25 protein-coding genes are annotated in these 23,810 nt (G+C 61.7%); 14 read left to right on the forward strand and 11 right to left on the reverse strand.

Annotated elements, in window-relative coordinates; genetic code table 11:
* Positions 1-58 precede the first annotated feature (58 nt).
* Together phnX and AOA61_RS01560 are read right to left on the reverse strand one after the other, a co-directional pair.
* Positions 59-886 (reverse strand): phosphonoacetaldehyde hydrolase, encoded by an 828-nt coding sequence (gene phnX, locus AOA61_RS01555; protein WP_032889878.1) that lies wholly within the window; start codon positions 884-886, stop codon positions 59-61.
* 29 nt (positions 887-915) lie between these two features.
* The gene (locus tag AOA61_RS01560; RefSeq protein WP_099600973.1) at positions 916-2,025 is read right to left on the reverse strand and encodes a 2-aminoethylphosphonate--pyruvate transaminase; all 1,110 of its coding nucleotides are present in this window, start codon (positions 2,023-2,025) and stop codon (positions 916-918) included.
* Between the two features lie 113 nt (positions 2,026-2,138).
* Between AOA61_RS01560 and AOA61_RS01565 the strand changes: the two genes are divergently transcribed.
* Positions 2,139-2,999 (forward strand): LysR substrate-binding domain-containing protein, encoded by an 861-nt coding sequence (locus tag AOA61_RS01565; protein ID WP_032889876.1) that lies wholly within the window; start codon positions 2,139-2,141, stop codon positions 2,997-2,999.
* On the opposite strand, the gene AOA61_RS01570 is transcribed toward AOA61_RS01565, so the two are convergent.
* Entirely contained in the window at positions 2,969-3,865 is an 897-nt protein-coding gene (locus AOA61_RS01570) for a LysR substrate-binding domain-containing protein (protein ID WP_095184392.1), read from the reverse strand. The two genes, AOA61_RS01565 and AOA61_RS01570, sit on opposite strands and share 31 nt — an antisense overlap.
* A 258-nt stretch (positions 3,866-4,123) precedes the next feature.
* On the opposite strand from AOA61_RS01570, the gene AOA61_RS01575 reads away from it, so the two are divergent.
* Positions 4,124-5,449: an MFS transporter gene (locus tag AOA61_RS01575; RefSeq protein ID WP_032889872.1), complete on the forward strand. Its 1,326-nt coding sequence runs from the start codon at positions 4,124-4,126 to the stop codon at positions 5,447-5,449.
* A gap of 108 nt (positions 5,450-5,557) precedes the next feature.
* On the forward strand, positions 5,558-6,265 hold the full coding sequence (locus AOA61_RS01580; protein ID WP_032889871.1) for a YebC/PmpR family DNA-binding transcriptional regulator: 708 nt from the start codon (positions 5,558-5,560) through the stop codon (positions 6,263-6,265).
* Positions 6,266-6,361: 96 nt separating this feature from the next.
* Here the strand turns inward: AOA61_RS01580 and AOA61_RS01585 are convergent, their stop codons facing one another.
* Together AOA61_RS01585 and zapE are read right to left on the reverse strand one after the other, a co-directional pair.
* Positions 6,362-7,663, reverse strand: coding sequence for a protein kinase (locus tag AOA61_RS01585; protein ID WP_099601071.1), 1,302 nt, complete (start codon positions 7,661-7,663; stop codon positions 6,362-6,364).
* A 39-nt stretch (positions 7,664-7,702) separates the two neighbouring features.
* On the reverse strand, positions 7,703-8,797 hold the full coding sequence (zapE, locus tag AOA61_RS01590) for a cell division protein ZapE (protein WP_099600974.1): 1,095 nt from the start codon (positions 8,795-8,797) through the stop codon (positions 7,703-7,705).
* Between the two features lie 223 nt (positions 8,798-9,020).
* Here zapE and AOA61_RS01595 point away from each other — a divergent pair, with 223 nt between their 5' ends.
* The 7 genes from AOA61_RS01595 (at position 9,021) to AOA61_RS01625 (ending at position 15,300) form a co-directional block, all read left to right on the forward strand.
* On the forward strand, positions 9,021-9,512 hold the full coding sequence (locus AOA61_RS01595) for a spore coat U domain-containing protein (RefSeq protein ID WP_177326454.1): 492 nt from the start codon (positions 9,021-9,023) through the stop codon (positions 9,510-9,512).
* Complete coding sequence (locus AOA61_RS01600; protein ID WP_095184394.1) at positions 9,506-10,048, forward strand: spore coat U domain-containing protein; 543 nt, start codon at positions 9,506-9,508, stop codon at positions 10,046-10,048. Before AOA61_RS01595 ends, AOA61_RS01600 begins: the two co-directional genes overlap by 7 nt.
* A gap of 18 nt (positions 10,049-10,066) precedes the next feature.
* Entirely contained in the window at positions 10,067-10,609 is a 543-nt protein-coding gene (locus AOA61_RS01605) for a spore coat protein U domain-containing protein (protein ID WP_032889863.1), read from the forward strand.
* Positions 10,609-11,100: a spore coat U domain-containing protein gene (locus tag AOA61_RS01610; RefSeq protein WP_099600975.1), complete on the forward strand. Its 492-nt coding sequence runs from the start codon at positions 10,609-10,611 to the stop codon at positions 11,098-11,100. The genes AOA61_RS01605 and AOA61_RS01610 overlap by 1 nt, the downstream gene beginning before the upstream one ends.
* 26 nt (positions 11,101-11,126) lie before the next feature.
* On the forward strand, positions 11,127-11,915 hold the full coding sequence (locus tag AOA61_RS01615) for a molecular chaperone (RefSeq protein WP_095184396.1): 789 nt from the start codon (positions 11,127-11,129) through the stop codon (positions 11,913-11,915).
* Between the two features lie 71 nt (positions 11,916-11,986).
* Complete coding sequence (locus AOA61_RS01620) at positions 11,987-14,332, forward strand: fimbria/pilus outer membrane usher protein (protein WP_095184397.1); 2,346 nt, start codon at positions 11,987-11,989, stop codon at positions 14,330-14,332.
* A 47-nt stretch (positions 14,333-14,379) separates the two neighbouring features.
* Positions 14,380-15,300 (forward strand): spore coat U domain-containing protein, encoded by a 921-nt coding sequence (locus tag AOA61_RS01625; protein WP_099601072.1) that lies wholly within the window; start codon positions 14,380-14,382, stop codon positions 15,298-15,300.
* Here the strand turns inward: AOA61_RS01625 and AOA61_RS01630 are convergent.
* Together AOA61_RS01630 and AOA61_RS01635 are read right to left on the reverse strand one after the other, a co-directional pair.
* A complete protein-coding gene (locus AOA61_RS01630) occupies positions 15,297-16,034 on the reverse strand; it encodes an anti-sigma factor (protein ID WP_095184398.1) in 738 nt (245 codons plus the stop codon). The two genes, AOA61_RS01625 and AOA61_RS01630, sit on opposite strands and share 4 nt — an antisense overlap.
* The gene (locus tag AOA61_RS01635; RefSeq protein WP_032889850.1) at positions 16,031-16,537 is read right to left on the reverse strand and encodes a sigma-70 family RNA polymerase sigma factor; all 507 of its coding nucleotides are present in this window, start codon (positions 16,535-16,537) and stop codon (positions 16,031-16,033) included. The genes AOA61_RS01630 and AOA61_RS01635 overlap by 4 nt, the downstream gene beginning before the upstream one ends.
* A 169-nt stretch (positions 16,538-16,706) precedes the next feature.
* Between AOA61_RS01635 and AOA61_RS01640 the strand changes: the two genes are divergently transcribed.
* Positions 16,707-17,789, forward strand: a complete 1,083-nt coding sequence (locus AOA61_RS01640; protein ID WP_099600976.1) for a catalase family peroxidase — start codon at positions 16,707-16,709, stop codon at positions 17,787-17,789.
* Positions 17,786-18,325: a cytochrome b gene (locus AOA61_RS01645; protein ID WP_099600977.1), complete on the forward strand. Its 540-nt coding sequence runs from the start codon at positions 17,786-17,788 to the stop codon at positions 18,323-18,325. The genes AOA61_RS01640 and AOA61_RS01645 overlap by 4 nt, the downstream gene beginning before the upstream one ends.
* Before the next feature lie 21 nt (positions 18,326-18,346).
* On the opposite strand, the gene AOA61_RS01650 is transcribed toward AOA61_RS01645, so the two are convergent.
* A complete protein-coding gene (locus AOA61_RS01650; RefSeq protein ID WP_099600978.1) occupies positions 18,347-19,498 on the reverse strand; it encodes a M14-type cytosolic carboxypeptidase in 1,152 nt (383 codons plus the stop codon).
* Positions 19,499-19,596: 98 nt separating this feature from the next.
* Between AOA61_RS01650 and AOA61_RS01655 the strand changes: the two genes are divergently transcribed.
* A complete protein-coding gene (locus AOA61_RS01655; RefSeq protein WP_143521162.1) occupies positions 19,597-19,809 on the forward strand; it encodes a hypothetical protein in 213 nt (70 codons plus the stop codon).
* 151 nt (positions 19,810-19,960) lie between these two features.
* Here AOA61_RS01655 and AOA61_RS01660 read toward each other — a convergent pair whose 3' ends face one another.
* Positions 19,961-20,311: a DUF3077 domain-containing protein gene (locus tag AOA61_RS01660; RefSeq protein WP_032889839.1), complete on the reverse strand. Its 351-nt coding sequence runs from the start codon at positions 20,309-20,311 to the stop codon at positions 19,961-19,963.
* A gap of 131 nt (positions 20,312-20,442) precedes the next feature.
* Between AOA61_RS01660 and AOA61_RS01665 the strand changes: the two genes are divergently transcribed.
* Positions 20,443-21,078: a LexA family transcriptional regulator gene (locus AOA61_RS01665; RefSeq protein ID WP_099600979.1), complete on the forward strand. Its 636-nt coding sequence runs from the start codon at positions 20,443-20,445 to the stop codon at positions 21,076-21,078.
* On the opposite strand, the gene AOA61_RS01670 is transcribed toward AOA61_RS01665, so the two are convergent.
* Together AOA61_RS01670 and AOA61_RS01675 are read right to left on the reverse strand one after the other, a co-directional pair.
* On the reverse strand, positions 21,075-23,000 hold the full coding sequence (locus AOA61_RS01670; protein ID WP_099600980.1) for an acetyl/propionyl/methylcrotonyl-CoA carboxylase subunit alpha: 1,926 nt from the start codon (positions 22,998-23,000) through the stop codon (positions 21,075-21,077). The genes AOA61_RS01665 and AOA61_RS01670 overlap by 4 nt on opposite strands.
* Positions 22,997-23,803 (reverse strand): gamma-carboxygeranoyl-CoA hydratase, encoded by an 807-nt coding sequence (locus AOA61_RS01675; protein WP_099600981.1) that lies wholly within the window; start codon positions 23,801-23,803, stop codon positions 22,997-22,999. Before AOA61_RS01675 ends, AOA61_RS01670 begins: the two co-directional genes overlap by 4 nt.
* Positions 23,804-23,810: the final 7 nt, after the last annotated feature.

Below are 23,810 nucleotides of genomic sequence, written 5' to 3' on the forward strand. Positions count from 1 at the left end.
TACTTTATGCCTGTTTTGAACGATTTGCCCGGCGCGAATGCCTTTGTATTGACGCTTGTCAGTGGCTTTGCGGCATTTCACCGCGCGCCAGACGCTGGTTAACATCGGCGATCACCGCCGGCAGGTCAGTGATGGTATCGATCAGGTAATGCGGGCGTGAGCCTTCGAACATCGCCTCGATGCGCGTGCGTTCGCTGGCCAGGGTGGCGGCATCGAGGGCTTGAAACTGTTCATAGGTAAGCCCCAGGGCATTGCCGGAGCAGGTCAGGGCCACGGTCCACATTCCGGCGCGACGACCTTCGAGTATGCCGGGCACGGTGTCGTCGACCTTGAGGCACGCCGCCACATCATCAATTCCGAGGGCAATTACATTGGCCAGGGCCTGGGCCGGCCATGGGCGGCCGTTGGGCACTTCATCGGTGGCGACCACATGGTCGGCGACGTAACCATTGGTGGCGGCCAGGGCGACAACCTTGTCCATCACCTGCTTGGGGTAGCCGGAGCAGGAGCCAATCTTGATGCCTTGCTCACGCAGTTGAGCGATGGTGTCGAGTGCGCCGGGGATCAGCGCCGAGTGTTCGGCGATCTTCTCGATCTGCAACGGCATGAAGCGCTGGTAGATGGCAGTCACGTCGTCGTCGGTGGGCGTGCGGCCGAACGCCTTGCGATAACGTTCGGCGACTTGCGGTTGGTCGCAAAGGGTGCGGATATGGTCCCACTTGCCCATGCCCATCGGGCCACGGGCTTCTTCGATGGAGACTTGCACGTCGAACTCGGCGAAGGCCTCGACAAAAATCTGAGTCGGCGCGAAGGAGCCGAAGTCGACGACGGTGCCGGCCCAGTCGAGGATGACGGCCTGGAGGGTATTGGGGTTTTGATAGTTCATGGTTCAGATCCTGTGGGTTATGGGGAGAATCAGATGTCCAACACTTCCATTTCTTGCAGCACCTCGGCGATTGCCTTGATCGCCGCCTGCATGCCGGTTGCGTCGACATGGCCGATGCAGCCGACGCGGAACGTTTCCACTTGGGTCAATTTGCCGGGGTACAAGATGAAACCCTTGGCCTTGACCCGCTCGTAGAAGTCCTTGAACTGGTAGCGCGGGTCTTTGGGGGCGTGGAAGGTGACGATGATGGGGGCCTGGATTGCGGTCGGCAGAAAACTGCGCAAACCAAGGCTGGCCATGCCGTCCAGAAGCGCCTGGCAGTTGTCGGCATAGCGTCGATGGCGTGCAGGCAGGCCACCTTCCTCCTGGTATTGCAGCAGCGCTTCGTGCAGGGCGGCGACCACGTGGGTCGGTGGGGTGAAGCGCCACTGGCCGGTCTTCGCCATGTAGGTGTGCTGGTCGAACAGGTCCATCGCCAGGGAATGGCAGTTGCCTTGGGCGGCGGCCAGTGCCTGCTTCTCGGCAAAGACGAAGCCCATGCCGGGCACGCCTTCGAGGCACTTGCCCGAGGCGGCGATCAGTGCGTCGAACGGTACGTTGCGGGCATCAATTGGCAGGGCGCCGAAGGAACTCATGGCGTCGATGATCAGGCGCTTGCCGTGGTTCTTAACGACCTGGGCGATCTCCGGCAACGGATTGAGAATACCGGTGCTGGTTTCGCAGTGGATCAACGCAACGTGGGTGATGGCGCTGTCTGCCGCCAGCAGGCGGTCCACATCGGCGGCGGTGGTGGGTTCGTCTTCAGCGGTTTCAAAGGTGCTGAAGTCGCGGCCCAGCACTTCACAGATCTTCGCCAGGCGCTTGCCGTACGCGCCGTTGATCAAGACCAGCACCTTGCCATTACGTGGGACCAGGGTGCCGATGGCCGATTCGACGGCAAAGGTGCCGCTGCCTTGCAAGGGCACACAGTGGTGGCTGTCAGCACCATTGAGGATTGCCAGCAATTGCTCGCAGACGCTGGCAGTGAGTTGGTTGAAACGGTCATCCCATGAACCCCAGTCCACCATCATGGCCTGACGGGTGCGGTTGGATGTGGTCAGGGGGCCAGGGGTCAGCAGGATCGGCGCGGCAGTGGTCATCTCAAGTCCTCGCAAGGCATCGGGGGTTGAAGCTACGGCGCCTAAATTGCAGTTTGGCTTGTCATCAATCAAATTGTTTGTTGTTATGCGAGCTATCAGTGAGGCCGATGACTATGAACCTGTTCCAACTGCGCGCATTCGATGCCGTGGCCCGCGAGGGCAGTTTTACCCGTGCTGCCGCGCGGCTTTTCATCAGCCAACCGGCGGTGACCGGGCATATCAAGGCCCTGGAGGAGTACTACCAGATCCCGTTGCTACGGCGCACCGCCCGACGGGTTGAGTTGACTGAAGAGGGCGCACGGCTGGCGGCGATCACACGGGCGATCTTCGGCCTGGTGGACGAGGCCCAGACGATGCTGGAGGCCAACCGCCAACTGCTGACCGGGCGTCTGGAAGTCGCGGCGGACGGCCCGCACTTGGTGATGCCGATGATTGCCAGCCTGCGCGCGCGCTACCCCGGGATTACCGTCAACCTGCGCCTGGGCAATGCCCAGGAAACCCTCGCCGCGCTGTTATCCGAACATGCGGATGTGGCGGTGCTCACCGAAGTGGAGCCGCGCAATGGCCTGCACCTGCAACCGTTGAACGAGTCGAGGATTTGCGCATTGGTGCCGGCCAGCCATCCGTGGGCGCAGCAACCCGAGGGTATTCGCCTCGAGCAACTCAACGACGTGATCATGGTGCTGCGCGAGCCCAGCTCCATCACCCGGCGTACCTTCGATGACGCCTGTGTGGCGGCGAATGTGCAGCCCAAGGTGCTGCTGGAACTGGACAGCCGCGAGGCGGTGACCGAAGCCGTCGCTGCTGAGTTGGGGGTGGGCGTGGTCTCGTCCATGGAAGTCAGCCCCGACCCGCGCGTGCAGGCCGTGGCGATTGAGGGCGATGGGCTGGTCAACCGGCATACGCTCGGTTGCATGGAGCGGCGCCGTTCGTTGCGCCTGATTCAGGCGTTTTTCGAGTTGGCGCCGAGCTGAAGGCTGTCGCGCACGATCTCCAGGAACGTCGCCACCACCCGGCGGGAACTCTGTTCCTTGAGGCATACCAGGGTTTCTTTCATGCGCTGGCTGCAATCGCGGATCGGCATGGCGCACACCCGTGAGTCGGCGCCGAACTCCGCCGCCGAGACCACGCCCACGCCGATGCCCACCACCACCGCTTCACGCGCGGCCTCACGGCCTTCCACCTGGATCGCCGGGCGAATGCGCAAGCCTGCCTGGCTCATTTCGTGTTCAAGGGTCTGACGGGTGACCGAGCCGATTTCACGCAATACCAGCGGCGTGTCGTCCAGGTCAGCCAAGCAGATGGACTCGCGTCCGGCCCACGGGTGGTTGCGCGCGACAAAGGCGAGCAATTGGTCGTCAGGCAACGGCAGCGACAGCAGGCGCTCATCGTCGACGTCGCGGCCCAGCAAGGCCAGGTCGGCCTGGTAGTTGTACAGGCGAAACAGCGATTCGTCGGTGTTGCCGGTTTCGATCTTCACGCTGATTCCCGGGTACAGCTGGCAAAAACGCGCGATCTGCGGCAGCACATGCACGGGGGCATCCACGGCGAGGGTGAGGGTGCCGGTGAGCAACGCGCGGGAGTCCTGCAACAGTTCCTCGGCTTCGGCCTCGATCACAAACAGGCGCTGGGTGATGCTCAGCAGGCGTTCGCCCAGGTCTGTCAGGCGCACTGAGCGCTTGTTGCGATGAAATAACAGCACGCCGAAGCGCTCTTCGAGTTTGCGCACCTGGTCGGAAATCGCCGGTTGCGTCAGGAACAACCGTTCGGCGGCCTGGGTGAAACTGCCGTGTACGGCCACGGCATGAAAGGCTTTGAGTTGGGCATGGGACACCGACATCGCAAATCCTCTTACAAGCTGAGCTTATATTTGAAATACGATAAATCGATTTTACCTATTAGTCAGCCATTGCTTTGATATGTCTCAACCACTGTAGGTTGAGTCCTACAACCTCCGGTGGTCATGGGCTCTGGGACACCGGACTCATCTGACCAATACCGCGCCATCCACGGCTCGGCATTGCAGTGCTTAACCATAAAAACAACAGGCATTTGCTTCTCGATTCTGCCGGCACACTCACCTGAGGTCAGAAACACCATGAATATCCCTATGGGTAGCATCAAGCGTTGGCGTGTGCAGATTTTCGCCATCACATGGCTGGCGTACGCCGCGTTCTATTTCACTCGCAAGGCGTTTTCCGTGGCAAAGCTGGGGATCGTCGACGACCCGAGTTTCCCCCTCGACAAAATGATGATGGCCAACCTGGATGGCATTTACCTGGCGGCCTATGCCGTCGGACAGTTCACCTGGGGCATGCTGGCTGACCGCTTCGGGCCGCGTGTCGTTGTGCTCGGCGGGTTACTGATTTCTGCCGCTGCGGCGCTGGTGATGGGCACGTTTGCCACCTTGCCGATCTTTATAAGTTGCATGCTGATCCAGGGCTTGGCGCAGTCCACCGGCTGGTCTGGACTGTGCAAGAACCTCGGCAGTTTCTTCCCGGCGCAGCAGCGCGGGCGGGTGCTGGGGTTATGGAGTTCGTGCTACGCCTTCGGTGGCCTGGTGGCGTCGCCCTTTGCCGGGTGGTGGGCCTACACCCTGATCGGCAGCTGGCATGCGGCGTTTATCTCCAGTGCGGCGGTGGTAGCGTTTGTGGCGGTGCTGTTCTTTCTCTTCCAGCGCAACACGCCGCAGGACGTGGACTTGCCGGCCGTGGAACCGGAGCCGCTGTTGAGCGCCGAGGAGGCCGCCGCCGAGAAGCGCATCAGCGTGCTGGAACCGCTGCGGGCCATCTTGCGTAACCGCACCGTCTTGACCCTGGGGCTGGCGTATTTCCTGTTGAAACCGGCGCGCTACGCGATCCTGTTGTGGGGCCCGGTGATCGTGTATGAGCAAATGCCCTCGGTCGGCAAGGTCGGCGCGGCCATCGTGCCGACGGCGTTCGAACTGGCCGGTTTGCTGGGGCCAGTGCTGATCGGGCTGGCGTCCGACAAACTCTTCGGCGCCCGACGCATGCCGGCCTGCGTGCTCAGCCTGCTGGCCCTGACCGTGGCCTTGGCGCTCTTCATGGGCGCGCTGCACACCGGCAGCGTGCTGCTGGTGATGGCGTTGTTGTTTGTGATGGGCCTGACCCTCTACGGGCCGGACTCAATGATCAGCAGCACCGCCGCCATCGACTTCGGCACCGCCAAGGCGGGGGCGACAGCCGCAGGCTTTGTGAACGGTTGCGGTTCGGTGGGGGCGATCCTCGGCGGGTTGCTGCCGGGCTACTTCGATACGGTGACGGTGTTTATCGTGTTTGCCGGTGCCGCGCTCTTTTCCTCGCTGGTGCTGATGCCCTACTGGAACGCCAGGCCGGCCGTGCTGGCCCAGGTCGGGGATTTCGTGCCGGACCGCGGTCTTGCGATCAAACCCTTGCGAACCTGAGGGGTATGGCCGGTTTTTGGTGGATCAGAGCGTTTTTGCCCTATAAACTCTGCCCCCAAAGCGCCGGCCAGTAGACGTTTCGGCGCGATGTATAGAAGAGAGTGAGTCATGGGCGCACAGTGGAAAGTCAAACATAAAGAAGCGGCATCCAATGCCAAGGGCAAGATCTTTGGCAAGCTGGTGAAAGAAATCACCATCGCCGCCCGCAATGGCGCCGACACCGCGACCAACGCTCACCTGCGTCTGGTGGTGGAGCAGGCCAAGAAGGCCTCGATGCCCAAGGAAACCCTGGAACGCGCGATCAAGAAGGGCGCCGGTCTGCTCGGTGAAACTGTGCAATACCACCGCGTGACCTACGAAGGTTTCGCCCCGCACCAGGTGCCGCTGATCGTTGAGTGCGTAACCGACAACATCAACCGCACCGTGGCGGAAATCCGCGTGGCGTTCCGCAAGGGTCAGTTGGGTGCTTCGGGCTCGGTAGCCTGGGACTTCAACCATGTCGGCCTGATCGAAGCGTCGCCGGATACCCCGGACGCGGATCCGGAAATGGCTGCGATTGAAGCCGGTGCACAGGACTTTGAAGACGGCGAAGAAGAGGGCGCGACCCTGTTCATCACCGAAACCACCGACTTGGACGCAGTGCAGAAAGCGTTGCCCGAGCAGGGTTTCACCGTGCTATCGGCCAAGCTGGGCTACATCTCGAAAAATCCGGTCAGCGGTTTGACGGATGAGCAGATGGCTGAAGTCGAAGCCTTCCTCGAAGGTTTGGACAACCATGATGACGTGCAGGATATGTTCGTGGGCCTGGCGGGCTGATTGAATTTATAGCTGTACAACTGTGGGAGGGGGCTTGCTCCCGATAGCGGTGGGTCTGACCCACTGCAATCGGGAGCAAGCCCCCTCCCACATGGTTTAAGAGTGTTGGATAGATGCCAGCAAGGCGTTGATTTCTTCGAAGCTCGGTCGTGCCAACACATCCGGCTGACAGCACATTTTTTGGAGTTCCAAGAGTTCACCGCTCAACCCCGTTTCAACCCGCTCCAACAATTCCCCCAGCAACACCCCGAACGCCCGCACTTCAAGTCGCTGTAACGCCCGTGTTTCCAAGGTATCCGTCGTGGCATGGAACGACGCTGCGCCAAAATCCCCTAGCAGGCAATCGCCCACTTCATTCCACAGAATATTGTGGCCGTACAGGTCGCCATGGGTGATGCCGTGCCTGTGCAAATGAGCGGCCACGGAGGCGATGCCCTGGGCCATGCGCAAGGCCACATTGGCACTGAAACGGGCAGTCGGTTCGTAGATGTCGCGGGTGCACGAAGCCAGGCTCGGCAGCGCGGCGAGGTTGCGGTAACTGGGGTCAATCAGGTCCATCACCAGTGCGGCCTGGTGGTCGGGATGGCCGACTACACGGCCCTCGACCTTGATCAGATTGGGATGCAGCCCGGCGGCGATGCAGGCCTGCATTTCGTGCAGCGGCGAGCCATCGCTGGTGATGGTGCCTTTATAGAGTTTGACTGCCACCGGCTTGGCCTGCGGTTTCCATAGGGCCTTGCGGATCACCCCCGAGGCGCCTTCGCCCAGCACTTCGGCCAATTCCAGCTCTGTCCACGGGATGTCCGGCGTTGCGTCTTCTGCCGCCACATCCACTGCCATTTCCACCGGGTTTCCGGCATAGGCCAACCAGGTCAGGCTTGGCAGGGCTAACAGCCATTGTGGCAGGTGGGTAAAGCGGTTGGACGCGATGCGAAGCAATTCGAGGTTGTGACAGTTGGCCAGGCTTTCCGGCAGGGCCGCGAGCTGGTTCCCGGCGAGCATCAGTTTTTGCAGCAGCGGCCGCTCGCCCAACGCGTCGGGCAACTGGCTGATGCGATTGTCGGTGAGGATCAGCCAGCGCAACAGCGGCGGTAAAGCGGCGGCGGGAACGTGGCTGATCTGGTTGGCCTTGAAGCCGATCATGCTCAACTTGGCGCACTGCCCCAGGCATTCCGGCAGCTCAGTGAAAGCGTTGTCCGAGCAGAAGAGCACGCGAAGGTGCGGCAGGCGGTGCAGGTCGTCGGGCAGGCGGCTCAGGGCGTTACCGCTGAGGTTGAGGATCTCCAGGGAGTCGGACAGCCCGAAGATTTCTTCTGGGAATTCGGTGAGCCCGCAGGACAGGTCCAGGCGCGTAACGCCGGCCAATTGGCCAGCCTTGAGTTGGGCGAGGGTATTCATGAACGGCGCGGTCACTCGGCAAGGGGGCGTAAATGGCGCTCATGATACCGGGTCGGGCACCGGTTGCGGGCTGGCGTGTTGCAGTTGATTCAGGCGGCTGGCGGTGCGCGCCAAGTCGATGGCCTGACCGCTCATCGCCTGTGCCAGCGGTTGTTCGCCGATCAGGATCAGGTGCTTGTCTTTGTCGTAGAGCACGTCCACCAGGTTGATAAAGCGCTGCTGCACAGCGATCGGGCACTCGGCCAAGTGGGGCAGGCCGTCGATGATCCAGTGATCGAAATCCTCGCACAGCAGCAGGTAGTCCATCACGGCTGTCAGCTGTTCGCAGAGGTCGCTGAAGGTGAGCGCGATGGTGCGAGCGTGATGCTGGCGGCAGATCAATTGTCGGTTGCCCACCGTCAGGTGCTGCGCCGGGCCATCGGTGACCGGCAGGCCGAGCGCCGCACGCTGGGTCGGTGTGCCCGGCCACACGTATTGCCCGGTGGTAAAGCGCTGCACGGAATGAGCCTGGGGCAGGCTGCGGAAATCCTTGGGCGAGCTGACTTCCAGCACCTCCATGCGCGTGGCGATCAAGTCGATCACCGGTTTGAACCGCTCGTGGTACAGCGGGTTGGGTAACAGGCCTTCGGGCGCATAGTTGGAGGTGACCAGTACCAGTACGCCGCGCTGGAACAACGCCTTGAACAGCCGGGTAATCAGCATGGCATCGCCGATATCGTGCACGTGGAACTCGTCGAAACACAGCACACGGCAGCCGTCGAGCAGTTCGTCCAGGGTGACGGCCAGGGCATCCTCGGCCTTCTGGTGGGCGAACATGCCCCGGTGCAAATGGGCGAAAAAATCATGGAAGTGCACGCGCTGCTTTTCGGCGATGGGCAGCGCCTGGAAAAAACCGTCCAGCAGCCAGCTTTTGCCGCGACCTACCGGGCCGTGCAGGTACAGGCTGCGGGTGGGTTGGCCAGCAAGCAGATGCTGGGTCGCGCGCGCCATGGCGGCGATTGCCTGGGCCTGGCCGGCGCTGAGGGTATAGCCCTGTTGCCGGGCCTTGTTCTCAAAGAACGTCTGGATGGGCGAGTCGTCGTGGCCGTCGGCATGTTTACCGAGCAAGCGACGGATTAAAGGAAGCACGGCCAATGGGATTCACTCTGTGTGTCGAGGTCGCTTACTTTAGGTCGCTCGGGGCGATTTGACCAATACAGAAGGCCGCGGCCAGCTATCTCTAAACGGCATGGAGCACAGGTAATCCTGTCCACACTGGCAGATTTTTTCTCAGTGACTACCCTTCCACATGGAAGTCACCCCTGTATAAGGATTTGGGGCAGTGAAGGGACGAGCAGTATTGACAGTCATGGGCGCGATGCTCTGCAGCACGGTTTACGCGGCGCAACTGCAAGTTGTGGTGCGCATCGATGTGCAACGGGGCTGTCAGTTGGTGGGCACCACCCGCAGCGCTGGCATCGAGCAACTTGGCGTATTGGATTTTGGCAGCGGCCCGCGTCTGGATGACCCGGCCGGGCCGTTGAGTGCGGCGCTGATCAGCCAGCGCCAGCCGCGCCTGGAATGTAACCCCGACACCCCGTACCAGATGCGCGTCGACGGCGGCCTGAACGGTGGCACCGGCGAAGTGCGTTACCTGAGCACGGGCATCCCCTCCGGCAAACCCATTCCTTATCGCATTTATGCCGACGCCGCGCGGCGTGTTCCGTTGCCAGTGAATGTCCCGCTCAGCGGCCGTGTGCCGGACTCTGGCTCCGTCGATCTGCCGCTGTATGGTCGTATCGAACCGCTCAAGGACATCCCGGCCGTCGGCCGTTACACCGACCTGCTCAAGGTAACGGTCACATGGTGAGCCGTGGCTGGACCCTGCTGGCCATGGGTGGCCTGTTGCTGCTGGCTGAAGACGCCCGCGCGGCGGTGGCCAGCGGGTTTATCCAGGCGCGCATGGTGATCACCGCCAGTTGCGAAGTGAGCAAGGGCAATGACACAGCGCCAGTCAGCCCGACGGGCGGCACCGCCATGCTGGACTTCGGCAGCCAGGGACCTACGTGGAGCAACCCCTTGGGGGCGAACATCTCAGACGGCAGTAACGCGCCGCTGACAGTCTCGTGCAACCCGACGGTCGCCAGCTTCACCGTGACCATCGACGGCGGCACCAATGCCGTCGGCACCACCCGGCGCCTGAGCAACGGCCGCCAGACTATCCCTTATCAACTGATGGCCGACCCGCGGGGGCGTATCCCTTACACCATCGGCCAGCAACGCAGTTTTGTAGCCGCTAATGGCACGCAAATGACCATCCCGGTGTGGGGCGCCGTGGTGGCCAATACCACGGCCCTCCCTGCAGGAACCTATACCGACACATTGACGGTGACACTGGATTGGTAAATCAAAAGGATGACGATCATGCATGCACTTGTATCTCGACTCGGCGTTTGTGCACTGGGTCTGGCGATGGCCTCCAGCCTGAATGCGGCCACCACGGTGACCGGCCAGATCACCTCCAGCCTGACACTGATTGCCAGTTGCCAGGTCAACGGTTCCGGAGCGGCTACTGGTCTCAACTTCGGTAGCTTGAACTTCGGCACCACCAACAGCCTGTTTACCAATGCTGACGCCCAACTGCTGGGCGGTACCGGCACTGGTGGCGCGCTCTCGATCCTGTGTTCCAGTGGCACCACGCCAGCAGTGAAAGTGCGTGCCGGTGCCCATGATGGTGCTTCTCCGGGTGGTACCCGTGCACTGGCCGACGGCGCGGGTAACTTCGTGCCTTACGACTTCTACACCGACAGCGGCCATTCGGCGCTGCTGGCGATTGACGGCGTGATCACCCTCGCGACCAGCACCGGTGTGGCGCAAACCGTGAACCTTTATGGTCGGGCAGTGGGCAAGGCCGGGCTGCCGGCGGGCACGTACTCGGACACCGTGGCCGTTGAACTGACGTTCTAATGCGCTGGCTTCGCGCATTGCTGGCCTGTGGCCTGGTGGTGCCGCTGCCGTTGGCGGCAGTGACCAGCCAGAGTTTTCAGGTGAGCGCGACGATTACGCCGGGCTGCCTGATCGTCGGCGGCGGCGCCAACTACGGCGCGCTGAACTACGGCAGTTACTCGGCCCTGGCCACCAGCACCGTGACCGAGGCGCTGACCGGCGGCGTGACCCTGCAATGCACGCCGGGGGTGGCGTTAAGCATGAGTGTCGACGGCGGCCTGCATAACAGCAGCGGGCGCAACCTGCAACTCAACAGCGGCAGTGCGCGAGTGGCTTATCAGCTGTTTCGGGACGCGGCGTTCAGCCAGAGCCTGGGGATCAGCCAGAGCGTCAGCGTGGCGTACAGCGACGCAAACAACATCAGTCTGCCGATCTATGGGCGGGTGGTTTTACCGGGCAATCAGCCTGGGGGGACGTACAGCGACACGCTGCAGGTGCAGCTGACGTGGTAGGGCTTATCGGTAAAAGGAGTGGTTTTATGCGTTCACCTTCCCGGCGGCTGTGGGCCGCAGGTATTGCCTTGGGGGCGTTGTGCACGACGGGGCTGGTGCAGGCCGCCAGTTCGGTGCTGATCTGGCCTATCGACCCGGTGCTGGAAGCTGATCAACAGGCCAGCGCGCTGTGGCTGGAGAACCGCGGAACGGAAACCGCGAGCCTGCAGATTCGCGTATTTGCCTGGAGCCAGAGTGGCTTTGACGAGCAGTACCAGAACCAGCGCGATGTGATCGGCAGCCCACCGGTGGCCAGGATCGAACCGGGTCAAAAGCAACTGGTACGCCTGACCCGCACCCGTGAAGTGCCGCCGGGCCAGGAGTTGGCCTACCGCATCATCATTGATGAAATTCCCTCGCCATTGCAGGTGCCCACGCCGCCGGAAGGCAAGAATACGGCGGCGGCGATTCGTTTCCAGATGCGCTACTCGGTGCCGTTATTCGCCTACGGCGCGGGGCTGTGGAGCAAGGAGGACGCCACGCGTCAGCGTGACCCGGCGGGCGCGGGCAAACCGGACCTGAGTTGGCACAAGGTCACCGTCGCGGGGCGCAATTACATCGAGGTGCGTAACCAGGGCGCTGTGCATGCACGATTGACGGACGCGTCGTTCAAGCAGAGCGGACAGACGCGGCCGCTGGTGGAGGGCTTGTTGGGTTATGTGCTGCCCGGCGCGACGATGCGCTGGCCGGTGCCGGATGCTGTGTCGGCTGATCAGCCGTTGCAGGTTCGCGTCAATGGTGCGGCGCAGTTGGAGAGCCTGGCGCCGAAGCGTTGAAGGCAGTGTAACGGGGCGGGGAAGCTCCGGGTTTTAAGCAGATGGAGATGTCCATTGAAGGACACAACGCCATGGTGAGTCGTGGTCGGGCACGTCATCTATGGCTGTCGGTGGTGGTCAGCGGGCTGTGGGGCGTGGCAGTGGCTGGCGACCTGCCGCCGCCGCCGAGCAGCATGGAGGCTGTCGCCGATGCACAGTTATTTCTGGAGTTGGTGGTCAACCAGATGGACACCGGCCGCGTCGTTGCAGTCGATCAACGTGCCGGGCAACTCTATGTGCCGGCCGGTGCGCTGCAGGACGTGGGCATGAAATTGCCCGGTGAACTCAGCGGCAGCGTGGCCCTGGACGCAATCCCCGGCCTGCACAGCGATTACGACAGCAACGGCCAGCGCCTGCTGATCGACGTGCCGCCGTCGTGGTTGCAGGAGCAGTTCATCGGCAACCGCGACACTTACCCGCGTACCCAGGCCATGAGCAGCTTTGGCGCTTTGCTCAACTACGACCTGTACTTCAACGACACCGATGAAGGCGGCAGCTACCTCGCGGCCTGGAATGAAGTGCGGCTGTTCGACAACTGGGGCACCTTGTCCAACACGGGGCAGTATCGCCAGACCCTGGCCGGCGGTATCAACGACAGCACCCTCAATAATGGTTACCGGCGCTACGACACCACCTGGCGTTTCTCGGATGATGAGCGCTTGCTCACCTACGAGGCCGGCGACGTGATCAGCGGTTCGCTGCCCTGGAGCAGCTCGGTACGCTTGGGCGGGGTGCAGTTGTCGCGCGATTTTGCGGTGCGCCCCGATCTGGTTACTTATCCCTTGCCGCAATTTGCGGGCGAGGCGGCAGTGCCGTCGTCGGTGGATCTGTTCATCAACGGCTACAAATCCGAAAGCGCGCTGCTGCAACCGGGCCCCTACACCCTGACCAATATCCCGTTTATCAACGGCGCGGGTGAAGCGGTGGTCGTCACCACCGACGCCCTGGGTCGCCAAGTGTCGACCACGGTGCCGTTCTACGTCACCAGTACGCTGTTGCAACAAGGCCTGACGGATTTTTCGGTGGCGGCCGGCACGTTGCGCCGCGACTACACCGTGCGCGACTTCTCCTATGGATCAGGGGTGACCAGTGCCACGTTGCGTTATGGCTACTCCGACAACCTCACTCTGGAAAGCCACGCCGAAGCCACCAGCGATCTGACCCTCGGCGGGCTGGGCGCCAATGTGCGCCTGGGCAATTTTGGCGTGCTCAACACTGCCCTCAGTCAAAGCCAGTTCGAAGGCCGCAACGGCCAGCAACTGAGCCTGGGTTATCAGTACAACAGCACCCGTTACAGCCTGTCCTACCAGCGGGTGGAACGGCGCGCCGATTACGCCGATCTGACCCTGGTCGACACGCCCTACGCAAGCCTCAGCAAGCGCAGCGAACAGGTGACCCTGAGCCTCAATCTGCAGCGTTTTGGCAGCCTGGGCCTTGGGTATTTCGACGTGCAGGCAGCGGACGATTCCCGCACGCGGCTGCTCAACCTGAGCTGGAGCAAACCGTTGTGGCGCAACACCAGTTTCTACCTGTCGGCCAACCGCGAGATCGGCGATAGCAATTGGGCCATGCAGGCACAACTGGTAATCCCGTTCGACCTCAACGGCAGCCTTGCGTTGAGCACCGAGCGCGGAAAGGACGGCACTCGTCGCCAGCGCGTCAACTACAGCAGTGCGGTGCCCAGCCAAGGTGGGTTCGGATACAACCTGGGGTATGCCCAAGGCGATGCACCCAGCTATCGACAAGCTGACTTGACCTGGCGTTTGCAGTCGGTGCAATTGCAGGCCGGCGTGTACGGCAGCAGCGATGCCGAGACGCGCTGGGCGGATGCCAGTGGCTCTCTGGTGTGGATGGGCGGCGACACCTTTGCTGCCAACCGCATCAACGATGCATTTGTGGTGGTGAGTACCCAGGGGTTTGCCGGGATTCCGGTGCGCTACGAAAACCAGTTGGTGGGAGAGACCGATCGCAATGGGCATTTGCTGGTGCCATGGAGCAGTGCGTATTACCGGGGCAAGTATGAAATCGATCCGCTGAACCTGCCGCTCAATGTGCAGAGCCCTAACGTGGAACAACGAGTCTCGGTGCGCCGTGGCGCGGGTTATCTGCTTGAGTTCCCGCTGCGGCGAGTGCTCGCTGCGAGCGTTACCCTGGTGGACAGTCAGCATCAGGAATTACCCTTGGGCAGCCTGGTGGTCCATGAGCAAAGCGGCCAGCAGGCGGTGGTGGGCTGGGATGGTCTGGTGTACCTGGAGAACCTGTCGGCCCACAACACCTTGCAGGTGACGTTGGGACAGGGGCGAACCTGCCAGGCGACCTTTGATATCGATGAGCAGCAACAAGGCGTGCCGCTGATCGGTCCGTTGGTGTGCCAGTGAGAGGCAGGGCATGGTTGCTGCTCGGGCTGCTGCAGGCGGGCCCGGCGATGGCGGCGTGCTCGGTGGTCACCACCGCGCCGGCCAGCTTCGGCTCGATCAGTTCAATGACGGTGCGCACTGCCGCGCAGACCAGTTCCACGGCCAACGCCGGTTTGAGTTGCACGTCGGCGCTGATTTCGCTGTTGGTGTCGTCGGACCACTTCTACGCCACCGTTACGTCGGCCCAGAGTGGCATGGTCGGGCCGACCGGTGACGTGATCGGTTACACCCTTTACGGCAACAACAGCAGCAGCTATCCGATTACCCGAGGCACGCAATTCGATTTTGGTGGATCCGGGGGGATTGCCCAGGCGTTGGGGCTGATCGCAGGGCCAGGGACGAAAACCGTGCCGCTGTACCTGAGCAGTATCACGGGCAGCAATGTGGCGGCGGGGCTATATACCGAGACGTTGAACATTGCCTGGAACTGGAACTATTGCTCGGGGATCGGCATCGGCGGCGTCTGCCTGGGACGGGACATTGGTAATGCCGTCGCGACCCTGACGGTCAGCATGATCGTCACCAACGACTGTCAGATCACCGCGCCCAATATCAGCTTTGGCAGTGCTCCGGTGATCAGTGGGTTCACTGCCGTGACCGGACAAACCATCAACATCGCCTGCACCAAGGGCAGTGCCTACACCGTGGGCCTGAGCGACGGCCAGAATCCGCTGAGTGCGGGTGGGCGGCGGCGCATGATTTCAGGCAACAATTACCTGGCCTACGACATTTTCAAAAGCGCCGGAGCCACGCGGTGGGGCAGTGTTGGCGCAGCGCGGCGGGCCAGTTCCACGGCTGAGGTCAACCCCGGCAATGGCTTGGGCACCGGCAGCCAGGTGTTCAACTACAACGCAAAAATCTACAGCGACCAGACCACCCCACCCGCCGGCACCTATCTCGACAATGTGGTGCTGGACGTGGGGTTCTAGAACGGCTGAAGGGAGGGTGGCGGCTGATCCGTCGGGCTGACCACCGCATAGTTGTAGCCGCCGCCGGACCAGTATTGCGCTTGTAATCCATCCGCCGTGCGCTGGCCGCGGGGCAGGAAACCGTTGTCCGGGCCCGGTGGGCGAATGTAGAAACTGATGCGTCGACCCTGGGGATCTTCGTACAGCACCATGGCGGCGGCGCCTTGGTCGGTGGTGAGCAATCGACCGCTGACCGGCTTGAAGCCCGACTGACTCAAGTCCGGCAGGCGGTGGGCCTGGTTGAAGTAGCGGTCGAGCCACGCCTGCATGGTGCCGCTGTCCTGGCCGTTGTAGTCGGCGGGCATGATGCCTTCCTGGGCAAACAGGCGGAACGCTTGCATCGCGTCGGCCATCGGCAACATCGGTGCTTGTGTGGCTTCACGGGCGTGCCAGCCGCCGAGGCCGCCCAGGCTGACGGCAATCAGCAACACCGCCGCCGTGGCGAAGTGGCGGCGCGATTGATGCTTGATGCGTTGGCGAATCAGCGCCGGGTCCAGTGCCGGGTTGGGCGGCTGTTGCAGGGCGCCGCTCAAGGACGCGCGCAGCAGTTGCGCGTCCTGTTGCCAAGCCTGGACCCGGGCCGCGACGTCGGGATGGGCCGCCAAATAGGTGTCGAGCACACGGCGATCACTCTCCAGGAGCTGGTGGTCGACGTAGGCATGCAGGTCGCGTTCGCTGGGGGGCAGGCTGATCATTTGAGTATCCGCAGGGAAGGGCTGGCAATTTCGCCATCGCTGAGTTGACGCAAGGCTTGGCGTGCCCGGGACAGGCGCGACATCACGGTGCCGACTGGCACGTCGAGGATATCGGCGACGTCCTTGTAGCTCAGACCTTCGACCGACACCCATAACAGCAGGGCGCGCTGTTCGGTGTTGAGTTGATCGAAGGCTTGCAGGGTCGACTGGGCGATCACGGTGCGCTCCACCGACGGCTGCGCGTCATCGCGGCCGGTAAAAAACTCCAGCATGCGTGCATAGCGCCGGGTGCGGCGGTGGGCGTCGAGGAACTGCCGATAGAGGATCGAAAACAGCCACGCGCGCAGATCGCCCTCAACGCGTTTGTCGGCCCAGCGGGTAATCGCCCGTTCCAGGGTGGACTGCACCAGGTCATCGGCGCTGCTGGCGTTACGGGTCAAGGACACGGCAAAACGCCGCAGCCTGGGGATGAGTTCACGTAACTGTTCGTCGAGTTCATGCATGGGTGTCTGGCTGGTCACTACGCTGGGACTAGAGAGACGTCCGGCGTTAAGGGTTATTCCAGGCTAGGAAAAATAAATCCACGGCCAGGGAATAGAGCAGATCGGCATTCGTCTCAATGCTCCGACCTTAAGTTTCACCCCCTAAGGCCTCTGGCCCTGGAGTTTGTTCATGGTAGATCACTCATCACCGCCCCGTCCTGCGTTGAGCACTGCGAGCCTGATTGCGCGACTCGCCGGTATTGGGGCCGTAGTTGCTGTCGTTGCCGGGGCATTTGCCTACGTCAACGGCACGCTCGACCCACAGCGGCTGCGGCCGAAAACCTTGGTCAATGCCCTGGAAACGAACAACGGCGTGCACCCTGGTTTTCGCCGTAACCATGCCAAGGGCGTGTGCGTGGCCGGGTATTTTGAGAGCAGCCCCGAAGCCCGTGCGTACTCCAGTGCCCAGGTGTTCAGCGAGGCCAAGACGCCCCTGGTCGGCCGGTTTGCGTTGCCCAGTGGTAACCCATATGCACCGGACAGCAGTGTGCCGATCCGCAGCTTCGCCGTGCAGTTCAACCAATCCAACGGCCAGCAATGGCGCACGGGTATGAACAGCATGCCGGTGTTCCCGGTAGGCACGCCCGAGGCGTTCTACCAGATGCTCAAAGCGGGTGCGCCCGATCCGGCCACCGGCAAGCCGAACCCGGCGAATATGCCGGCGTTTTTCGCCGCGCATCCCGAGACGGCGCCGTTTTTGGCGTGGGTCAAGACCGCCAAGCCATCGGCCAGTTACGCCACCGAAACCTATAACGGCATCAACGCGTTTTACCTGGTGAGCGCCGATGGCAAGCGCCAGGCCGTGCGCTGGGGCGTGGTGCCGCAGAGCCAGGACGCGGCGGGGGATACTGCGCCGGGCGGTGCTGACTTCCTTGAGAAAGACTTGGCGCAGCGCCTGGCGTCAGGCCCATTGCGTTGGCAGTTGAACATCACGCTGGCCAACCCCGACGATCCACTCGACGATGCGAGCAAGACCTGGACCGGCGAGCACAAAGTGTTGAACGCCGGCACCCTGGTGCTGCAAAGCAGCCAACCCCAGGCCGACGGTGATTGCCGCGACATCAACTTTGACCCGCTGATTCTGCCCAGCGGCATCGAAGCCTCAAATGATCCGCTGCTGGCCGCCCGCTCGGCGGCGTATGCCAGTTCGTACCTGCGCCGTGCCGGTGAAGTCGGCCCGTTGCACAGTGCCCCTCAGGAGTCGAAACCATGAATGCCCACCCTCGGTTTTTTGCGCCCCTGGCACGTCTGCTGCACTGGTTGATGGCGCTGATGGTCATCGCCATGTTGTTTATCGGCGCGGGGCTGGCGGCGTCGGTGTCGGAGCGGCATGAGTGGTTGATCCACCTGCACAAGCCGCTGGGGATTGCGATCCTCGCTTTGGTGATCGTGCGATTGGTGGTGCGTTTTTCCACCCGTCAGCCGCCGTTACCGTCTGACTTACCGCAGTGGCAAGTGCTGGCGGCCAAGGCATCCCATCTGGTGCTGTATGGGTTGATGCTGGTATTGCCGCTGCTGGGTTGGGCGATGATCTCGGCGGCAGGTGATCCGGTAATGCTCAGCAGTTCGGTGCAGTTGCCGGCGCTGGTGGCGGCTAACGCGCCGCTGTTTGCGCTGCTGCGCAAGGCCCATGGGTATCTGGCTTACCTGCTGTTTTTCACGGTGCTGTTGCACTTGGCGGCGGCGTTGTTCCATGGACTGATTCGGCGTGATGGGGTGTTGCAGAGTATGACCGGCACCAGGGACTGATGCCGGCTGAGGGCAGGGGCGTTAGCGCAGGACCGTGACGATATCGGCCACGGTACTCAACACATCCTTGCCCAATTGCTTGGACCGCTCACCCGACCAACCGGTTTTCGGGTTGGGGGCGTCGTCGTTGTCCTTGAATGGCATTTCCAGGGTCAGGGACAGGCAGTCGTATTTTTCGCCGACTGCATTGCACGCCAGGGTCATATTGGCTTCGCCCGGCAAGTCGCGGGTGTAGCCATGTGTGGTCTGGAAGTCTCGGGTCAGCGCACTCAAGTGGCGGCGGAAGTGTTTTTCCAGCGCTTCGATACGCGGGGTATAGCCCGGGTTGCCTTCGCAGGCGGCGGTGAACACGTAGGGGATTTCTTCGTCACCGTGGATATCGAGGAACAGGTCCACACCGTACTCTTCCATCTGTTGCTGCACGAACAGCACTTCTGGACTGATCTCCTGGCTGGCGCTTTGCCAGGCACGATTGAGGTCCTGACCCATGGCGTTGGTGCGTAGGTGACCGTGGAAGGCACCGTCGGGGTTCATGTTCGGCACCAGGTACAGGTCGGCAACGGCCAGGAGTTTTTTCATCTCGGCATCGCCGTCCTGTTGCAGGCGCTCGATGATGCCTTCCATGAACCATTCGGCCATGTGTTCGCCGGGGTGCTGTTGGGCGATGATCCAGATGTTGCGACGGCCTTCGCCGCCTTTGCCACGGCGCAGCAGTTGGATATCGCGGCCTTCGACGCTTTTACCGGTCGCCAGCAGTTGAGTGCCGGCGTATTTCAGCGCCAGCTCTATCAGCCGATCATGGCGTTCACGGCTGTAGGGCTCGAAGTAGGCCAACCAGGCATGTTTCTCGCGGGTTTCGAGGCTGATGTGCAGGATCTCTCCGTCGAAGCGCGTCGGTACTCGGAACCAGTTAACGTGATCATAAGACGCGACAGCGTGGTAGCCGCTCCAGGCGTGCTTATACGAGGAGCCACCCGCGTTGCTCAGGCGAAAGGTGTGGGTGTGGCCCACGTGCATGCCTTCGGCCTTGAAGTGGAACCATTGGAAATGGTGGCTGCGGGTATCGGGTCGAATTGCCAGCAACAAATGGTATGCATCGCTGGCGTCGAGTACTTGTATATTGCCACTGTCGAAGTCGGTGCTGATCTTGATGGAAGTCAAGGCCACGGTCATAGTCTGGTTGCCTGAATATGAGTGTTGTGACGACTATATTACACAGGAGTCTGGTAAAGACTGGACGCAAAATTGTTGCGAGAAGGGGGGCGTCGTCCGTGACGCCGCCGCAGCTTAAAATCTATGAGATTGATTCTCAAGCGCTATTTCGCAGAGATCTGAGCCAGAGCGCCCGACTGACTTTCTTTTGGCGATGGTCTTTTGCTACCATGCGCGCCATCGAGCAACACACAGTCTTCATTAGCCTGAAGCCACGCCAGGGAAACTGGCAAAAAAAAGACCCGGCCAAAGAGCCGGGTCAAAAACCGTGATTAGCCTGATGAGGAGATATTCCAAGAGTCCGACCTAAGGTCCCTTGGTTTATCGACTGATCTCGCGATCAGCTGAGCCCAATAATAATCATTATCATTTGCAAGTCAAATGTTTTTATCTCAGTGATAGAAATATTTTCCTTCGCGCCTCTTACGCGTTCGTCTGAGCCTCCGATGCCTGCAGCGACCGCTCTATCATCGCCTTCGCCATATCAATCAAATACACCACTGAAAACGCCAGGTCGCGCTGATTGCCTTGATGGCTGCTCGCCGATTCATAGGCCGTAGCGGCGGCGCTGCGCAACAGCTCTGAGGCGTGCACCAGCGCTTCTTCCTGACTGATGCCCGGTTTGAGTGTGAAAAAACCTTCGTCCGGGACGGGTGCTGACATATTTTCTTTCAAGTAAAAGTCCAGCGCCCTCTGGGCAGCACCGCTGCTGCGCAGGTTGTAAACGTCGTCACTCTTGGTGGCTTCAGGCAGGAGATACGGGCTCGTTGTCATAAGGGGCGGTACTCTGTGTGGGTGTCGAAAACCTTGAGCCTGATAATAGTACGTATCGTATTTATGTCGTTTTATGGATTACTACAAACTGTTTATTGCCCTGAAAAATACCTGCCGTATTGTCTGGCGCCATGGATAACTGGATAGCGTTGGTCAAGGCCAACATGAAAGACCGCAAGGTCACACAGGGTGAGCTGGCTGAACGCTTGGGCATGTCCCAGGGCGGTGTGGGCCATTGGCTCAACAAGCGGCGCGTGCCGAGCCTGGCAGACATGAACCGGGTCCTGGAAGAGTTGGGGCTGGGCTACCTGGAAGTGGTGCAGGAGGTGCGTGAGAAAACCGACGAAGTCCCCATTCAGTCTAAACAGTACACACCGTATTTCCGCTACCCGGTCAGCGAGTGGAGGGGCCTGTGCGAAGTGCGCGAAGAGCGCCCCGCTTATGGCGCCGCGGGCTTCGAGCTGTCGGACTACCATGCCCACGGAGATGCCTTTTGGCTGCCCGTGACGGGGGACGCCATGACTGCGCTTAGTGGCTTGAGCATCGCTGCGGGCATGATGATTCTGGTGGATCCCGCAATCGCCGCACAACCCGGCAGGCTGGTGGTCGCCCAATGGGCAGACAGCCCCCAGGCGACCTTCCGCCAGTTGATGGAAGAGAGCGGCGAGCTCTACCTGGTGCCGCTCAACCCTACCTACCCGAAACGGCTGTTCACCAAGGATTGCCGTATCCTTGGCGTCGTCGTGCAGGCCACGGCGAAGTTCTAATCAGCGGTTTCGAGTTCCACCAGCGCGCAACCTTCGGCAACCATTTCGCCTTCCTGGCAGAACAGCGCCTTGACCACTCCGGCCTTGGGCGCGCGGATGCTGTGCTCCATCTTCATCGCTTCGAGCACCACCAATTGCGTGCCGCCTTCAACCGCTTGGCCGACTTCCACCAGCACTCGCACAATGCTGCCGTTCATCGGCGCTGTAAGGCCACCTTGATGAGACTGGTTGGCCTCGACGGCGGCAATTGGGTCGAACAGGCTCACGCCATGCATCTCGCCATCCCAACGCAAGAACAGGGTGCCCTCGCGACGTACTGCCAGATGTGAATGACGCACGCCGTGATGGTCGATCAGCAGGTGCTCCCCGCACAGTCGCGGAACATCTTCGCCCACTGTCACTCGGCGATCCTGCCCATTACAGCTCAAATGCAGGGAAACCTCGGCGGGTAGCCCGGCACGAAACCCACGGGTGTCCGCCCAAGGCCCTTCACCCGCCGGCAAGCTCTGCATAAACGCCGTACCCGCCGCCTGCCAGAACTCATCGCTCAACTCACCGGGCACGGGCAGCAACTCATCCTGATAACGCGGAATAAATCCGGTATCCAGTTCGGCCGCCGCAAATGCGGGATGGCCAATGATGCGCCGCAGGAAGCCCAGGTTGGTCTTGATCCCGCCGACGGCAAACTCATCGAGCATACCCAGCAATCGCAGACGTGCCTGCTCACGGTCCTCGCCCCAGGCAATCAACTTGCCGAGCATCGGGTCGTAGAACGGCGAAACGCTGTCCCCTTGCCCAACGCCGCTGTCTACCCGACGCCCCGGGCCCGACGCGGATTCGCGGTACAGCGCCAAGTGCCCGGTGGCGGGCAAGAAGTCATTGGCCGGGTCCTCGGCATACAAGCGCACTTCAATCGCATGGCCGATCAGTGGCACCTGTTCCTGGCTGATAGGCAGCGCTTCGCCCTGGGCGACACGAATCTGCCAAGCCACCAGATCCAGGCCGGTGATGGCCTCGGTCACCGGGTGTTCTACTTGCAGCCGCGTGTTCATTTCCATAAAGAAGAACTCGCCGCGCGCATCCAGCAAAAACTCCACGGTACCGGCGCCAACGTAGCCGATGGCCTGGGCGGCACGCACGGCGGCTTCGCCCATGGCTTTGCGCTGTTCAACACTCAGCCCCGGCGCTGGCGCTTCCTCGACGACCTTCTGGTGCCGACGCTGGATCGAGCAATCGCGTTCATTGAGGTAGAGGCAGTGCCCTTGTTGATCGGCAAATACCTGGATCTCCACATGGCGCGGCTTGAGCAGGTATTTCTCCACCAGCATCTGGCCGTTGCCAAACGACGACAGTGCTTCACGCTGGGCGGAGGCCAATGCTTCGGCGAGTTGGTCGACGTGCTCAACCACCTTCATGCCCTTGCCACCGCCGCCCGCTGTGGCTTTTAGCAGCACCGGATAACCAATGCGTTCGCAGGCGGCGCGGAAGGTTTCCAGGTCTTGGGCTTCGCCGTGATAACCCGGCACCAACGGCACACCAGCGGTTTCCATCAGCGCCTTGGCGGCGGATTTGCTACCCATGGCGTCGATGGCCGAGGCGGGCGGGCCGAGGAAGATCAGACCGGCGGCTTCAATCGCCCGGGCAAAGCCGGCGTTTTCCGACAAAAAGCCGTAGCCCGGATGAATCCCTTGGGCACCGCTGGCGTGGGCGGCCGCGATGATCTTATCGATTTGCAGGTAACTTTCCGTGGCCTTGCTGCCGCCCAGGTCCACGCGAATATCCGCCTCGCGACTGTGCCGCGCATCGCGGTCGATGGCGCTGTGCACGGCCACGGTTGTCAGGCCCATTGCTTTGGCGGTGCGCATCACCCGGCAGGCAATCTCACCCCGGTTGGCTACCAGCAGGGTCGTCAGTGTACTCATGGGCGCGGCTCCTGGGATTGCCAGCTCGGTGACCTTTTTTGCAGGAACGCCCTCAATCCTTCCTGCCCCTCGGCACTGACGCGAATCCGCGCAATTGCGTTTTCGCAGTAGCGGCGCAGTGCTGGGGTGAGGGCGCCGTTGCCCACTTCACGCAGCAGATCTTTACTCGCGCGCATCGCTGCCGGGCTGTTTTGCAACAGGTTGGCAATCCACTGCTCGACCTGGGTATCCAGCTCACCGGCCGGGTAGCTTTCGGCAAGCAAACCGATGTCTCGCGCACGTTGGCCACCAAAGCGTTCGGCCGTCAGAGCATACCGGCGCGCCGCGCGTTCGCCGATGGCCTGCACCACGAACGGACTGATCACCGCCGGCGCCAGGCCAATGCGCACTTCCGACAGGCAGAACTGCGCGTCATCGGCGCCGATCGCCATGTCGCAGCAACTGATCAACCCGAGGGCGCCACCGTAGGCTGCGCCTTGCACCACGGCCAGGGTCGGGATTTTCAGCTTGGCCAGGTTGTACATCAGCTCTGCCAGTTCGCGGGCGTCGTCGAGGTTGGTGTGGTAATCCAACTCGGCCGACTGCTGCATCCAGGCCAGGTCCGCGCCGGCACTGAAGTGCTTGCCGCGCCCGCGCAGCACCAAAAAACGCAGGGATGGATCGCCTTGCACCTGGTCGAGAGCAATGATCAATTCGCGGATCATTTCGGCATTGAACGCGTTGTTCTTGGCTTCACGACTGAGCCACAGGGTGGCGAAGCCACGGCTGTCGGTGATCAGTTCGAGGGTGTTGAAATCGCTCATGGGTACA

It is taken from the genome of Pseudomonas sp. 2995-1, assembly GCF_002742505.1.
GTDB classification, from domain to species: Bacteria; Pseudomonadota; Gammaproteobacteria; order Pseudomonadales; family Pseudomonadaceae; genus Aquipseudomonas; species Aquipseudomonas sivasensis.